General features: G+C 63.4%; 12 protein-coding genes. 2 read left to right on the top strand and 10 right to left on the bottom strand.

Features of this window, described 5'->3' with window-relative positions:
- The first annotated feature begins 7 nt into the window (after positions 1 to 7).
- Positions 8 to 808 carry an endonuclease/exonuclease/phosphatase family protein gene (locus P9230_RS18010; RefSeq protein ID WP_278120198.1) on the top strand — a complete coding sequence of 267 codons (801 nt, stop codon included), beginning with the start codon at positions 8 to 10 and terminating at the stop codon, positions 806 to 808.
- Positions 809 to 822: 14 nt separating this feature from the next.
- Here P9230_RS18010 and P9230_RS18015 read toward each other — a convergent pair whose 3' ends face one another.
- The 6 genes from P9230_RS18015 to P9230_RS18040 all read right to left on the bottom strand — a co-directional run bounded on the left by P9230_RS18015 (position 823) and on the right by P9230_RS18040 (position 9207).
- Positions 823 to 2820: a glycoside hydrolase family 127 protein gene (locus P9230_RS18015; protein ID WP_278120200.1), complete on the bottom strand. Its 1998-nt coding sequence runs from the start codon at positions 2818 to 2820 to the stop codon at positions 823 to 825.
- 27 nt (positions 2821 to 2847) lie between these two features.
- Positions 2848 to 3705, bottom strand: coding sequence for a carbohydrate ABC transporter permease (locus tag P9230_RS18020; protein ID WP_067000383.1), 858 nt, complete (start codon positions 3703 to 3705; stop codon positions 2848 to 2850).
- Positions 3705 to 4628, bottom strand: coding sequence for a sugar ABC transporter permease (locus P9230_RS18025; protein WP_278120202.1), 924 nt, complete (start codon positions 4626 to 4628; stop codon positions 3705 to 3707). The genes P9230_RS18020 and P9230_RS18025 overlap by 1 nt, the downstream gene beginning before the upstream one ends.
- A gap of 393 nt (positions 4629 to 5021) precedes the next feature.
- Positions 5022 to 6269: a sugar ABC transporter substrate-binding protein gene (locus P9230_RS18030; protein ID WP_128372950.1), complete on the bottom strand. Its 1248-nt coding sequence runs from the start codon at positions 6267 to 6269 to the stop codon at positions 5022 to 5024.
- Positions 6270 to 6334: 65 nt separating this feature from the next.
- Positions 6335 to 7390 (bottom strand): LacI family DNA-binding transcriptional regulator, encoded by a 1056-nt coding sequence (locus P9230_RS18035; protein ID WP_278120204.1) that lies wholly within the window; start codon positions 7388 to 7390, stop codon positions 6335 to 6337.
- A gap of 320 nt (positions 7391 to 7710) precedes the next feature.
- Positions 7711 to 9207, bottom strand: coding sequence for an NAD-dependent succinate-semialdehyde dehydrogenase (locus P9230_RS18040; protein ID WP_278120206.1), 1497 nt, complete (start codon positions 9205 to 9207; stop codon positions 7711 to 7713).
- Between the two features lie 137 nt (positions 9208 to 9344).
- On the opposite strand from P9230_RS18040, the gene P9230_RS18045 reads away from it, so the two are divergent.
- A complete protein-coding gene (locus P9230_RS18045) occupies positions 9345 to 10019 on the top strand; it encodes an FCD domain-containing protein (protein WP_095783156.1) in 675 nt (224 codons plus the stop codon).
- Between the two features lie 186 nt (positions 10020 to 10205).
- Here P9230_RS18045 and P9230_RS18050 read toward each other — a convergent pair whose 3' ends face one another.
- From P9230_RS18050 to P9230_RS18065, 4 genes are read right to left on the bottom strand one after another with little or no spacing between them, the layout of a single operon-like run.
- Positions 10206 to 11537, bottom strand: a complete 1332-nt coding sequence (locus P9230_RS18050) for an FAD-binding oxidoreductase (RefSeq protein WP_278120208.1) — start codon at positions 11535 to 11537, stop codon at positions 10206 to 10208.
- A gap of 47 nt (positions 11538 to 11584) precedes the next feature.
- The gene (locus P9230_RS18055) at positions 11585 to 11938 is read right to left on the bottom strand and encodes a cupin domain-containing protein (RefSeq protein WP_067329699.1); all 354 of its coding nucleotides are present in this window, start codon (positions 11936 to 11938) and stop codon (positions 11585 to 11587) included.
- On the bottom strand, positions 11926 to 12645 hold the full coding sequence (locus tag P9230_RS18060; protein WP_067329696.1) for an ABC transporter permease subunit: 720 nt from the start codon (positions 12643 to 12645) through the stop codon (positions 11926 to 11928). Before P9230_RS18060 ends, P9230_RS18055 begins: the two co-directional genes overlap by 13 nt.
- Position 12646: 1 nt before the next feature.
- The gene (locus tag P9230_RS18065; RefSeq protein WP_278120211.1) at positions 12647 to 13360 is read right to left on the bottom strand and encodes an ABC transporter permease subunit; all 714 of its coding nucleotides are present in this window, start codon (positions 13358 to 13360) and stop codon (positions 12647 to 12649) included.
- Positions 13361 to 13383 lie beyond the last annotated feature (23 nt).

Raw genomic sequence — 13383 nt, forward strand, 5'->3', positions numbered from 1 at the left:
AGGAACCATGGAGAGAAACGGACGCACCCTCCCCGAAACCGTGCTCCTGTCGATCCGCGGCAGAAAGATGCGGAAAGCGAAAGCCACGGCGCCGAAACGGGTCGGCGGCGCCGAGATGGTGGTCGCCTCCTACAACGTCCACAAATGCATCGGCACCGACCGCAAGTTCGACCCCGAGCGGACCGCGCGCGTCATCCGCGAGATCAGCCCCGATGTGATCGCGCTGCAGGAGGCCGACAACCGCTTCGGCGACCGCGCCGGACTGCTCGACCTCAACCGCCTCGAAATCGAAACGGGGCTGCTGCCGGTGCCGGTCACCGGAAACGGCAAGGCACATGGCTGGCGCGGCAACGTGCTTCTGTTCAAGCGCGGCACGGTGCGCGACGTGCACCAGATCAAGCTTCCCGGCCTTGAGCCGCGCGGGGCGCTGGTCGCCGAGATCGACCTCGACGAGAACCGGACGCTGCGCGTGATCGCCGCGCATCTCGGCCTGTTGCGCCGCTCGCGCTCGGAACAGGCCCGCGTCGTGCTCGACATCATGAGCAGCGCGGACGAAAGGCCGACGCTCCTGCTCGGCGACCTCAACGAATGGCGGCTGGGCAACCGCTCCGCGCTCAACACGCTGCACACCACCTTCGGCCCCTCGCTGCCCGCCGTGCCCACCTTTCCGTCGGGCCTGCCGGTACTGGCGCTCGACCGGATCATGGGCAACCGCGACGGCATGGTGTCGGCGGTGGAAGCGCATGACACGCCGCTGTCGCGCGTGGCGTCCGACCACCTGCCGCTGACCGCCTTCGTGCATCTGTAGATCCAGCGATCGCCCTACCCTTCCCTGAGCCAGACCAGCATCTCGCCGGGATCGCGGTTGTCCCAGGCGAAGTAAGGAATTGCCTTGAGCGTCGTCTCTTCGGTTTCCGGCGGCTCGGGGCGGTAGAGATCGCCGCCCCAGGTCTTCGCCTCGGCCCGGCTGCCGATCGCCGAAAGCGTGACGATACCGCCGAGCAGGTTCGGCTCTTTGTGCGCCTCCAGCCTGGCCGTGCGCGGCAGCGCAATGCGGTGCAGGCCACCGCCATTGTCGGTTTCCTCGACGCAGTAGAGCAGCGGGCCGCGCGACAGCGCGACGCGGCCGATGTCCTGCCGCACTTCCGGATTGGCGAAGAGGCGCGCCATCGACATTTCGAGGTCGAGCTCGACGCGGTCGCCCTTTTGCCATTCGCGGCGGATCGCGGCATAGCCGTCGACCGTGACCGCATCGAGATCTAGCATGTTGCCGTTCAGCTTCAGCGCCGCGTTGCGGCACCAGGCGGGCACGCGCAGGTAAAGCGTGAATTCGACCGGTGTCTGTGCCTCGAACTCGATCGAGACCGCGCCGTCCCAGGGATAATTGCTGGTCTGGACCAGGCTGACCGGCCGGCCGGCGATCTCGAAGCGTGCGGTGGAGTCGCCATAGAGATGCACGGCCAGCGCATCGTCGGCGAGGCCGTAGAAATAGCTGCCGATGGAGGCCACCATGCGGCCGATATTGGGCGGGCAGCAGGGGCAGCGGTGCCATTTCCAGCGGTGGTGGCCGCCGCGGCTCTCCAGCGGGTTCTCGTAGAAGAACAGCGAGCCGTCGAGCGACAGGCCCGAGATCGAGCCGTTGTAGAGCGCCCGCTCCATCATGTCGGCATAGCGGTGGTTCGGCCCCATGCCGAGCATCCGGCTCGCCCAGAACACCAGGCCGACCGAGGCGCAGGTCTCGGCATAGGCGGTTTCGTTGGGCAGGTCGTAGTCGCTGGTGAAACCCTCATTGTGAGCCGACGGCCCGAGGCCGCCGGTGACATAGAGGCTCTTGGTGGTCAGATCGTCCCACAGCCTGTCGAGCGCCGCGCGCAAGCTGTCGTCGCCATATTCGGTGGCAATGTCGGCCATGCCGGAGAAGAGGTACATCGCCCGCACAGCGTGGCCGACGACCTTGTCCTGCTCGCGCACCGGCTTGTGCGACTGATTGTATTCGTAGGTTTTGAAATGATAGGCCTTCGGGTCGGCGCCGCGGGCGCGCGCCTCCTCGTCGAAATAATGCGGCTGCTGGCCGCGCTGGTCGATGAAGTACTTCGCCAGATCCATGTACTTCTTCTCACCCGTCTCCCGCGCGAGCTTCACCAGCGCCAGCTCGATCTCCTCATGGCCGCAATAGCCCTTTTTCTTGCCGGGCTCCGGGCCGAACATCGAGGCGATGTGGTCGGCGTAGCGGCTCATGATGTCGAGCAGCTTGCGCTTGCCCGTCGCCTGAAAGTAGGCGACGGCGCCCTCGATCAGATGGCCGGCGCAGTAGAGCTCGTGGCAGTCGCGCAGGTTGGTCCAGCGGAGACCCGGCTGGATGCGCTGGTACCAGCTCGATAGATAACCGTCCTCCTGCTGCAGCTTGCCGTACATGTCGATGAGGGCATCGATCTTTTTCTCCAGCTCCGGATTGCGGCGCCGGTAAAGCGAATAGGCGGCGGTCTCGATGGTCTTGCCCCAATCGGAATCCCAGAACATCTGGGTCGTCACCGTCGAGCCGGTGAACTCGGCGCCCTGCGCGTCGGCCTCGTCGGGTGACGGCGAATGGAACGGAATGACGACGCCGGGCGACGGCCGGTCGGGATCGATCTGCTCAAGCATGCGCGCCTCGACGCAGCGGTCGTAGAGGATGCCGGCGGTCTTGGCGGCGACCGCGTCGACCCGGTCACCCCAGAAGCCGCGGACATCGACCTGCGGCACGGGCAGCGGCCGGAAGGCAAGCTTCGGCTTCGCAGCCGCGGCTGCCTGGGCTGCGGTGGCGGATTGTGCTGCGGTCATAACGTCACTCCATTCGAATGCGCGAAATCATTTGACGGCCCCGGCCATCAGGCCGCGGATGTAGAAGCGCTGCAGCGCCAGGAACAGGATCAGGCAGGGCACCATCATCACCGTGACGCCCGCCTGCACCGCGCCCCAATCGATGGCGCCGAAGCGGCCGGACTGAAGCGCGGTCATCATCACCGGCAGGGTGAATTTCGACTGGTCGGTCATCAGCACGAGCGCGGCCAGGAACTCGTTCCAGGCGCCGAGGAAGGCGAAAAGCGCGATGGTGACGACGCCCGGCCAGACCAAAGGCAGCATCACCTTGACCAGCATGGTGACATTGTTGGCGCCATCCATGCGCGCCGCCTCCTCGATCTCGCGCGGCACGGCGTCGAAGGCGTTGCGCATCATGAAGATCGAGAACGGCAGCTGCAGCGTGACATAGACGCAGACCAGGCCGGTCAGCGTGTTGTGGAGACCGAGTTTCGTCAGCACCAGGAAGATCGGCGTCAGGATCGACTGGAACGGGATCATGATCGTCGACAGGATGAGGATGAAGAAGAAGTCCCGGAACGGGAAGCGGAAACGCGAGAAGCCGTAGCCGGCGAGCACGCTGACCAGCACGGAGAGCAATACCGTCATCACCGAGACATAGATGCTGTTCTGCGCCGAGGCCCAAAGCCCGTCGCCGAAGGTGTTCAGCGTCTGATAGTTCTCGACCGAGAAGCCGGTGGTCGGCCAGGGCGGCAGCGGCGGCTGGCGCGCTTCCTGCGCCGGCTTGAAGGTGGAGAGCACCGTCCACACAATCGGCGCCAAAAACAGCACCGAGGCGATGATGCCGGTGGAATGCCTGGCGAGGCTGAAGGCCGCCTTGCGGTGCTGCGACATCGCCTCGGCCATCAGTCGAGCCCCTCGGGCTTGCGCAGCAGCCAGAGCTGGATGAGGCTGAGCGCCACCAGGATGACCAGCAGCACCATGGAAAGTGCCGCGCCGTAGCCGAGCTTGAACGAGACGAAGGACTGGTTGAAGATCCAGTAGACCGCCGTCAGCGTCTGGTTGCGCGGGCCGCCGCGCAGGATGATGTAGAACTGGTCGAAGGCGAGGATCGAGCCCGCGACCGACAGGATCAGCGCCAGCGCCAAGGTGCGGCGCATCAGCGGCAGGGTGATCGCCCTGAAGCGGGCGAACGGCCCTGCCCCATCGATGACGGCGGCCTCCTGCAGGTCCTGCGGGATCGACTGCAGGCCGGTCATCAGGATGATCATGGTGAAGCCGGCCACTTTCCAGACCACCATGGCGATGATCGACCAGAAGGCCGGCTGGAAGGTGGCGAGAAGATTGACCTTCCTCTCGGTCAGGCCGAGGTCGTAAGCGGCCGGGCTGAACAGGCCGGAATCGACGTTCAGCAGCCACGACCACAGCAGGCTTGCGGAAGCAAAGCCCACCACCGCCGGCATGAAGAAGGCTGTGCGGTAGAGATTGGTGAGCGGGCGCGGCCGCTCGATGAAGATCGCCAGCGGGAAGGCGACGGCGAAGATCGCGATGGTGACGATCAGCGTGTAGTAGAAGGTGAATTTGAGCGCGTTCCAGAACCGCGTGTCGCGCAGGATGGCGACATAGTTATCGAGGCCGATGAAAGCGTGCTCGCCCATCAGCGGCCAGTTGTGCAGCGACATCCACGCCGTCATGCCGAGCGGGATGACGAAGAACACGGTGACGAAGGCGACGGCCGGGAGGACATAGAGCAGGCCCACCCATTGCCGGCGGCTGACGCCGATGCGTCTGGCTCGGGCGGGCGCGTGGGTTGCGGCGATGGAGGTCATGGCTTCGCTCCCCCTTCTCCCCTTCTGGGAGAAGGTGTCGCCGAAGGCGACGGATGAGGGGTGTTCCAGCGGAGTGAGATGCTGGTGTTCCCTGGAACACCCCTCATCCGTCTCGGCGCTGCGCGCCGATCCACCTTCTCCCACAGGGGGAGAAGAGGGAGCGAACCTCGCGGCGCCTCAACTTGGCGATGATGATGAGTGAGCTTTCTCAACGCGATAATCCTGCCATTTAGCGCGGCGTCCCCCTCCCCCTTGAGGGGAGGGTCCGGCCGAAGGCCGGGGGTGAGGTCCTCTATGAAGTGCGCCTACGGGAGATAGCGTCGGCGTACTTCGCGGGCGACCCCACCCGGGTGCGGTCCGACCTCCCCTCGAGGGGAGGTTTAGGGCCGCGCTTTACTTGTTCGGCGCCTGGTCGATGATCGACTGCATGGTCTCCTGCGCGTTCGAAATCGCGCCGTCGACATCGTCGCCGAAGAAGACCTCGTTGACCATCTGCGTCCACGGCCCGTTGGCGGAGTTGATCAGGTCGTTGAACACCACCGAATAGGGCGTGCGGCCCTTGGCCATCGCCTCGGCCGCCACCTGGTAGCGCGGATCGAGGTCCTTCAGCGCTTCCTTGGCGATGTCGCCGCGCACCGGCAGGCTACCATATTTGGCGAGGATGGTCTGGCCCTCGAGCGAGTAGGCGAAGTCCAAAAACTCCTTCACCACGGCGATCTTCTTGGTGCCCTTGGTGACGACGAAATTGTCGCCGCCGGCGAAGGACGACCAGCCGCCATCCTTGCCCGGCAGGAAGGTGATGCCGTAGTCGATATCAGGGTATTGCGTGTTGAGCGCGCCGATGGCGAAGGCGCCAGACGGCGAGAGGCCGATCTTGCCGCCGGCAAAGGCGGCGAAGAAGTTGGCGCCGGTGTCGGTCTGCGCACCCTCGGGCACCAGCCCTTTCTTGACCATCGAGCGGTAGAGGTCGATCGCGCCGCGCAGCTGCGGGCTATCGAGCGTCGCCTTGGAGCCGTCCTCGGAGAGGATGTCGCCGCCCGAGGCCCAGACCAGCGGCGTGAAGGTGAAGATGTTGCAGCCGCCGCAATTGCCGGAGAAGTAGAAGCCCTTGATGTCGCCGCCGAGCGCGTTGACCTTCTCGGCGTCGGCCTCGATCTCGGCCCAGGTCTTCGGCCCCTTTTCCGGATCGAGCCCGGCCTGCTTGAACAGCTTCTTGTTCCAGATCAGCACCGAAGAATCGGCCGAGAACGGCAGGCCGTAGATGCGGCCCTTATAGGTGCCGGTCTTCACATGCGCCGGCGAGAGGCTCGAAAAATAGGGCAAGGATTTCGCCCAGTCGGTGATGTCCTCGAGCTGGCCGGCGGCGGCGAAGGATGGCGTGTAGATCAGGTCGAGCGACAGCGCATCGGGCGCGGTGCCACCGGCTGCGGCCGCGCCATATTTCGGGATGATCTCGGCGTTCGGGATGATGTCGAGCTTGATCTGGTCCTTATGCGCCTTGTTGAAGGCGTCGACGATGCGCGGCATGAAATTCGAGCCGTCGGCGCGCACCCAGATGTTGGCGGTCTCGGCGGACGCCGCCTGCAGGCCGCCGCCGATCACGGCCGCGGCCAGGGCCAGCTTGGCAAACATGGTTGTCACGGTATTCCTCCTCATGGTTCTCCTCCCAGTTTGGCCGTTGCGCGACGGCCGTTTCGTTCGATGCCTCAGCCGCCCGGCGGACGGCCGCATGACTGACGCACCACCAGCCGGCACGGCAGTTTCCTGATGCCCGGCGCGGCCGGCTGGCCGCCCACGAGCGAAAGCAGAGCGAGCCCGGCCTCGCGGCCGAGCGCTGAAAGGTTCATGTCGACCGAGGTCAGCGGCGGGCGCGTCGCCTCGGCCACGATCTCCCAATTGTCGAAGCCGATGACGCCGACATCGTCGGGCACGCGGATGCCGCGCTCGCGCAGCGCGTCGATGACGCCGCGCGCGATCTGGTCGTTGCCGCAGAAGACGGCATCGGGCCAGCCTTGCCTGCCCCGGCCGTTGCCGAACAGTTTCGCCACCGCATCGTGCCCCCAGGCTTCCGACCAGGCGCCGAGCAGCGGCTCGCCGACCGGCAGGCCATGCGCCTCGAGCACTTCCCGGTAAGCCTCGGCCCGCGCGTGCACCACGGCGAAGCCCGCCGGTCCGGTGACATGGGCGATGCGGCGGCGCCCGAGCCGCAAAAAATGCTCGACCGCCAGCCGCGCGCCGCCGGCATCGTCGGAGACCAGGCCGACCGCGCCGGCATACGGCTGAGTGAAGGCATAGACGACCGGAATGCGCAAATTGGAGAGATCGATCGGCAGATGGCGGTCGATGCGCTTTCCCGTGGCGATGATGCCGTCGACGCGCTTGTCGAGCATGGCCTCGACATGCAGTTGGCCGAGCCGCGTGTCGTCCTCGACATTGCACAGGAACACCGAGACGCCATTGTCGACCAGCGCATCCGAAACGCCGGCCATCAGCGGCAGCGAGAAGCGGCCATAGGTATCGTTGGTAAGCAGGCCGACGGTGAAGGAGCGCTTGCGCAGCAGGCTCTGCGCCAGGTGGTTCGGCCGGAAGCCGAGACGCTGCGCCACCTCACGAATGCGCTCGCGCGTCTCGGCGGTCATCCGCCCCTGCCCGTTCAGCGCCTTCGACGCCGTCGCCACGCTGACGCCGGCCGCAGCCGCCACCTCGCGCAGCGTGACCGGCAGCTTGGCGGAAACTGGCGCTGGCTCGGCGTCGGAAGACATAGTTCGAGGCGCATCCCTAAGTTGGGAAAAGGTTTTCCCTTATCGTCCTGCGCGAAGATGACGGGTGAGGTCAGCGGACGCGGGGCGATTTGGGAAAAGGTTTTCTCAAAGGGAGATTAGGCGAAGGTGGCGGCGTTGGCAAGGGGAAAGGACTCGACGCGGCTGCTCGCCCAATCGTTGACGTGCGTGGGATATCATAAGTTCCAGTCTCGAAGGACCGGATGGGCCCGCAAGCAGGCTTGTCGGTTTCCCAGAAGTAGCTAGCGTAACCTGCACGACCGATATGTGGCGCAACTCGGCGGAGAAGCGATTTTGCGGTTTTACCAGTTGGTCGCGATGTATTTTGGTTGGAGATATTCAAGCAGGCCGTGATGCCCTCCCTCGCGGCCGAGCCCGCTTTGCTTCATCCCCCCGAACGGCGCTGCCGGGTCCGAAACTAGGCCACGATTGACGCCGACCATTCCACTTTCGATGCGTTCGGCGACCCTCAGGGCGCGTCTGAGATCACTACTGTAGACGTAGGATATGAGGCCATACTCCGTGTCGTTCGCCAGCCGGACAGCCTCGTCTTCCGTATCGAACGGCGTGATCGCTGCGACCGGCCCAAAGATCTCTTCCTTCGCGATGTCGGAATCGGGGGAAACGTCAGCTAGGACTGTCGGAGGATAGAAGAAGCCCTCGCCAGGCCGCGGTTTGCCGCCCGTTTCGATACGCGCCCCACGGGCAACGGCATCCTTCAGCAAGCGATCAACCTTCTCCACGGCCGTCGCGGTAATAAGGGGCCCGAGCTGGGTCGTCGCTTGAAGACCCGGCCCCACTGAAAGCGACGACATTTCCTGGGTAAGCCGGCGGACAAAAGCGTCGTAAATGCCGCGCTGCACATAGAAGCGATTCGCCGCAGTGCAGGCTTCTCCGCCGTTGCGCATCTTGGCGACCATGGCGCCGGCCACGGCATCGTCCAGATCCGCATCATCGAACACGATGAAAGGAGCGTTGCCGCCGAGTTCCATGGAACAGCTGATGACCCGGTTGGCGGCCTCACGCAACAGGATGCGCCCAACGGCGGTCGAACCCGTGAATGACAGTTTGCGCACCCGATTGTCGTGCAGCATCGCGCTCACCACAGGCCCCGCGGCCGTGGTCGTCACGATGTTGAGGGCACCTTCGGGCAAACCGGCTTCCATGAGGATCGCACCGATCGCCAACGCGGTCAGTGGAGTCTCAGCCGCCGGCTTCAGTACGCACGTGCAACCCGCCGCGAGCGCCGGGGCGATTTTGCGGGTCGCCATGGCCGCAGGGAAATTCCAGGGCGTGACGAGAACGGCGATGCCAATCGGCTGGTATTGAACCAGGATTCGGTTTGCACCGCCCGGCGCGTGGCCGATGTCGCCGAGAGTACGCACCCCCTCCTCGGCGTACCATCGGAAGAACTCCGCGGCATACGTTACCTCCGCGCGAGCGTCTGGGAGGGCCTTGCCGTTCTCCAGAGATATCAGTTGCGCCAGCCATTCGGCACGATCGAGCATGAGCTGATGGCAGCACATCAGGATGTCCGATCGCCGGCGTGAGGGTGTTTGCCTCCACATCGTCGCAGAAGCCTCCGCAGCATCGATCGCCCGGATTCCGTCGGCGACTGCGCCGTCTGCGACAGACGCGATCGTGCGCCCGTTGGATGGATCGGCGACATTAAACCGATTGCTGCCGGTTGCACTTGTCCATTTGCCGCCCAGTAGCAGATCCACAGGAGCGCTTGCAATGATAGCCGCAGCATCCACGCAAAAAGGTTCGATATCCCTTGCTGTCTGACTCACACCCATCCTCTCGCGGCTTTAGAAAACTTGCGCAACCAGTCGGTCGATCGCTGGAACCAATATGACATTGGTATTGCAACCGGTGTCAATATAGATCAAATTGGTTGCGGAGAAATCTGCCCGATTCGTTCTGGAGTGGCTGCATGACCGTCGTTTTGAGGGATTTCATCGAGGCGGCAGGATTGCAGCCAGGCGACCGGCTGCCACCCGAGCGCGATCTGGCCCTCAAGCTAGGTTTACCCCGCACGGCCCTCCGGCGCATGCTGGCTGAGATGGAGCAAGAGGGGCGCCTGCTTCGCCATGTCGGGCGTGGCACTTTCGTCGCCGAGCGAGGGGCAACTGCCAGCGCTCCGTATCGCGCACACGACGCCTCCCGGAAGGAACTGTGGACCTATCCCGCTGAGGTCTTCGAAGCACGATTAATCATCGAGCCGAAGGTGGCGGCGCTCGCGGCGTTGCGGGCGACCCCCTATGAAACTGAAGAGATGCACAAGGTCATCCAGCATGGCAGTACCGCCGCGACGCTGGCGGAGTTCGAGCGTTGGGACGCCGCGTTCCATCAACTGGTAGTGGTGGCGGCCCGCAATGGATTGCTGGCCTCGCTCTACGAAGGTATTCACTCGCTTCGGGCGGGGCGTCTTTGGGGGCGCATGAAAGAGCTGTCTCTGACGAAAGAGCGTATGCAGGAGTATACGGCTCATCATCGCGCGATCTTACAGGCGATCACTGACCGCGATGGTGGGCAGGCCGAACAAAGAATGCATAGCCATATCTTGACCGCGAGAGCCAACATACTCGGATCTGAGACAATGGGGTGAGTAGGCCTCATCGCCAAAATTTTGAGATTGCCGAACCGAGCGGAATGGCGCGTTCGAACGCTAATCGCCTGTCGTTCTATTCAAGGCGGGGCATCTGACACTGTTTTCACGACGGACGCGGTGCGCGCCATCCAGACAAGATGAGGTTCCTGTACCCGGCGGGCCCGTCCCCAAGGAAGAGCAACGTTATCGCCTCTTTGCTTCGGGCTGGCGACGGCGCATCGCACGCTTATCCCGCCATTCGTAAAGGGAATAGACAAGCGGGATGAACCATGGCTTGCCGCGGTAAAACGGCACGGCCTTCGGAGCGGGGTCGAAATCGAAGGCGGACTGCGCCTTTTCGGTTTCGCCGAGGATCTTGAAGGCGGCCTTCTTGCCCAGCCAGCGGGCCCAGACCACTCCGGAGCCGCAGAAGCCGGTGGCGTAAACCGTATCACCCGAGGTGAAAATCCGAGGCACCATGTCGCGATGCATGGCGACCTGGCCAAACCAACTATTCGTCAGGCCGACGCCCCTCAGTTCGGGGAAAATTCGGCCAAGTTCGCTGCGCAAATGGATGGTCGGCGCCAGCGCGTCACCCGCCGTGGTGCCGTCCCTGCCGCCGAAGAGGATGCGCGATCCGTCCGCCGAAGGGCGATAGTAATAGCTGAGTTGGCGCATATCGCCATACATCATGCGCTTCGGCATCAACCGGTCCATGACGCCTTCTGCCAATGGCTCGGTAGCGATGATGCGGCTGCGCACCGGCACAATACGGCGTCGCAGCCAAGGATCGAAGCCGTCGGTATAGGCATCCGTGCAGATCAGCACCTTCCTGGCGAGAACGTCACCGCGCGACGTTCTCACACGGACCCCGCCGGCCTCGGCGATGGTTCCCGTAACGGCTGTGTTCTCATGGATTACCGCTCCGGTTGCCATTGCCACCCGTATAATACCCGCAAGCAGCTTGGCCGGATGCAGGCCACCGGTATCCATCCGCACGAATCCACCCGTGTAGAAATCCGTTCCGATATAGGTCGGCACGTCCAACCGGCCAACGGGATGAGCCTCGATGCCCAGAAAGCGCCGCAGTAGATCGGCGGAGCGGCTGAGTTCGTCGCATTCATCAGCGTTGATCGCGCCGACGAACAGGCCGGAGAGATGGAAGTCACACTCCACCTTCTCCTCCTTCAGAAAGGCCCACAGGTCTTCCCGTGCGGCCTTTCCCTCCATCAGGATCTCGGTGGCGCGGGCCTCGCCGAATCTTCTGATCAATTCCTTGCGCCCGGGTCGAATGCTCCCGCTCGCCATGCCGCCATTACGACTGGAAGCCGCCTGCCCCAGCGACTGGCGATCGAAAAGCTGAACACTGCGACCGGCACGAGCAAGCTCGATGGCCGCCGAAAGTCCTGCATAGCCTCCCCCAACGATCGCCACGTCGCATTTGGAGGCGACCCGGCGGACTGGGAGGGGAGAGAAGGTGCAATCCTCCCACCAATAGGGCGTGGATTTGAAGGGGCCAGCGGAATCGGCGGTCATGGGAACATACCAGCTTTTGGTCGGATCGGCGGGCAAGCGCAAACCGGTCAATCACGTGAGACCCAGAGTTTGCGCGTGGTTTCGATGGCACGCCATACGCCGGTGAATCCCGGATGCATGACGAAGGCGTCGCCAGCCGCGATGCGGCGCGGCGGGCAGCCATCCTCAGTGAGTTCGGAGACACCCGAAAGGATGTAGCAGAACTCGAAAGTCTCGCCCTTAATCGAACGATAGGCGCCAGGCGTGACCTCCCAGACCCCTGCCTTCACGGCGCCGTCTGCGGTCTGGGCGATATCCCAGCTCAGAAAACGTGGATCGCCCTCCACAAGGCGGTCGGGCAGAGGCTGCCCTTCGCGTGGGCGCGGAAGAACATTCTGGTCGATGAACGTCAACTTGGACATAGGGATGTGGCCTTTCTGCGCGTTGAACGCCGTTCGAACCAAAGTTGCCGCTCCAAAAGCTTCAAGGCAGTCAGTCCGACGACATTGAGGGTGAGGTAGAAGACGGAGGTGATGATGAAGATGTCCATAATGGCGAAGGTTTCGCTCATCAGGCGTTTGGCCCAACCGGTGATTTCGAGCACAGCGATGGTCGAAGCGAGGCTGGATTCTTTGACGATGATGGCAACCTCACTGCTGTAGGATGGCAGCGCTTGTCGCAAAGCCAGCGGGAACTTGATCCGGCGCAAGATAATCCAAGGCGACATGCCGCAGGCTTCCGCCGCCTCGATCAGCCCGCGCGGCAGGGATAAAAACGCGGTTCGAAAGATTTCGGCTGTGTAGGCACCGGTGTTCAACAGGACCGCGAGAATGGCTGCGTGCAGGCCGTCGCCGATCAGCCACCAAATCACCGGGTTGGAGCGAAAGAACCCGACCTGCCCTAATCCGTAGTAGATCACGAATATCTGCACCAGCATGGGCGTGCCGCGAAAGACGGCGCAATAGGCGTCGGCCGCCGTGCAAACCAAGCGATTGCGCGAAGTGCGCGCGAGCGCCACCAGGATGCCGAATGGCAGTCCTAAGCCCACGCCGAACACCGAGATCAGAAGCGTTGTCTTTGCGCCGGTGAGAAGGAACGGAATCGCATAGGCAATAATGGTGAAATCCATTCTAACCTCCGCTGAAGCCGCGATTGATATGGCGCTCAGCCAGGCCGAACAGGGTCTGGCTGACTGCTGTCATGGCGAAGAACAGCGAGGCAGCGATGCAGTAAAAGAGAAGTGGCGAGCGCGTGATGCCCGCTGCGATAGCCGCCATACGCATGAGTTCCTGCATGCCGACGATGGAAACGAGTGAAGTATCCTTGATCGTCATCTGCCAGACATTGTTGATCCCGCCGAGAGCAAGTCTCAACGCGAGCGGCAACGTGATTCTGAAAAAGGCGACCGATCGAGGCAACGCCAAAGATTTCGCGGCTTCAAGAAGACCGTTGGGAACGGCTTCCAAAGCGCCTCGCATCACCTCGATCGAATAGGCGCAGGAAATGGTCGCGATGGCGAGGATGCCGATAATGGACGGGTAGGCACTTTCAGCCATGTCTCGGTAGCCGAAGGCAACGGCTATCTTCTGCACCCAGTCGACAGAGCCAAAGAACAGGAGATAGATCACAAGAAGACCCGGCACGCCGCGGACGACGATGCTGTAGACATCGATCATCTGGGACAGCACCGGGAGCCGCTGCCAGCGCGCTATGGCAAACGGGACGGCTGCGATCAACCCGATCATCATGCCGACCAGCCCGATGCAGATCGTCACGAAGGCGCCGCGCAGCAAAGCGAGTCCCCAGCCCTGCTCCACAACCAGCAACCAGATAGTTTCAAACATGGATGACACCCGTCGGGCCGCCG

It is taken from the genome of Mesorhizobium sp. WSM4887, assembly GCF_029625865.1.
In the GTDB taxonomy this organism is placed as follows: domain Bacteria; phylum Pseudomonadota; class Alphaproteobacteria; order Rhizobiales; family Rhizobiaceae; genus Mesorhizobium.

What these genes read in the sequence shown, in the direction of transcription:
- P9230_RS18040 (WP_278120206.1), bottom strand. Translation starts at nt 9,207, where the DNA reads ATGGGTGTGAGTCAGACAGCAAGGGATATCGAACCTTTTTGCGTGGAT.
- P9230_RS18025 (WP_278120202.1), bottom strand. Translation starts at nt 4,628, where the DNA reads ATGACCTCCATCGCCGCAACCCACGCGCCCGCCCGAGCCAGACGCATC.
- P9230_RS18055 (WP_067329699.1), bottom strand. Translation starts at nt 11,938, where the DNA reads ATGTCCAAGTTGACGTTCATCGACCAGAATGTTCTTCCGCGCCCACGC.
- P9230_RS18065 (WP_278120211.1), bottom strand. Translation starts at nt 13,360, where the DNA reads ATGTTTGAAACTATCTGGTTGCTGGTTGTGGAGCAGGGCTGGGGACTC.
- P9230_RS18015 (WP_278120200.1), bottom strand. Translation starts at nt 2,820, where the DNA reads ATGACCGCAGCACAATCCGCCACCGCAGCCCAGGCAGCCGCGGCTGCG.
- P9230_RS18060 (WP_067329696.1), bottom strand. Translation starts at nt 12,645, where the DNA reads ATGGATTTCACCATTATTGCCTATGCGATTCCGTTCCTTCTCACCGGC.
- P9230_RS18035 (WP_278120204.1), bottom strand. Translation starts at nt 7,390, where the DNA reads ATGTCTTCCGACGCCGAGCCAGCGCCAGTTTCCGCCAAGCTGCCGGTC.
- P9230_RS18045 (WP_095783156.1), top strand. Translation starts at nt 9,345, where the DNA reads ATGACCGTCGTTTTGAGGGATTTCATCGAGGCGGCAGGATTGCAGCCA.
- P9230_RS18010 (WP_278120198.1), top strand. Translation starts at nt 8, where the DNA reads ATGGAGAGAAACGGACGCACCCTCCCCGAAACCGTGCTCCTGTCGATC.
- P9230_RS18020 (WP_067000383.1), bottom strand. Translation starts at nt 3,705, where the DNA reads ATGGCCGAGGCGATGTCGCAGCACCGCAAGGCGGCCTTCAGCCTCGCC.
- P9230_RS18050 (WP_278120208.1), bottom strand. Translation starts at nt 11,537, where the DNA reads ATGACCGCCGATTCCGCTGGCCCCTTCAAATCCACGCCCTATTGGTGG.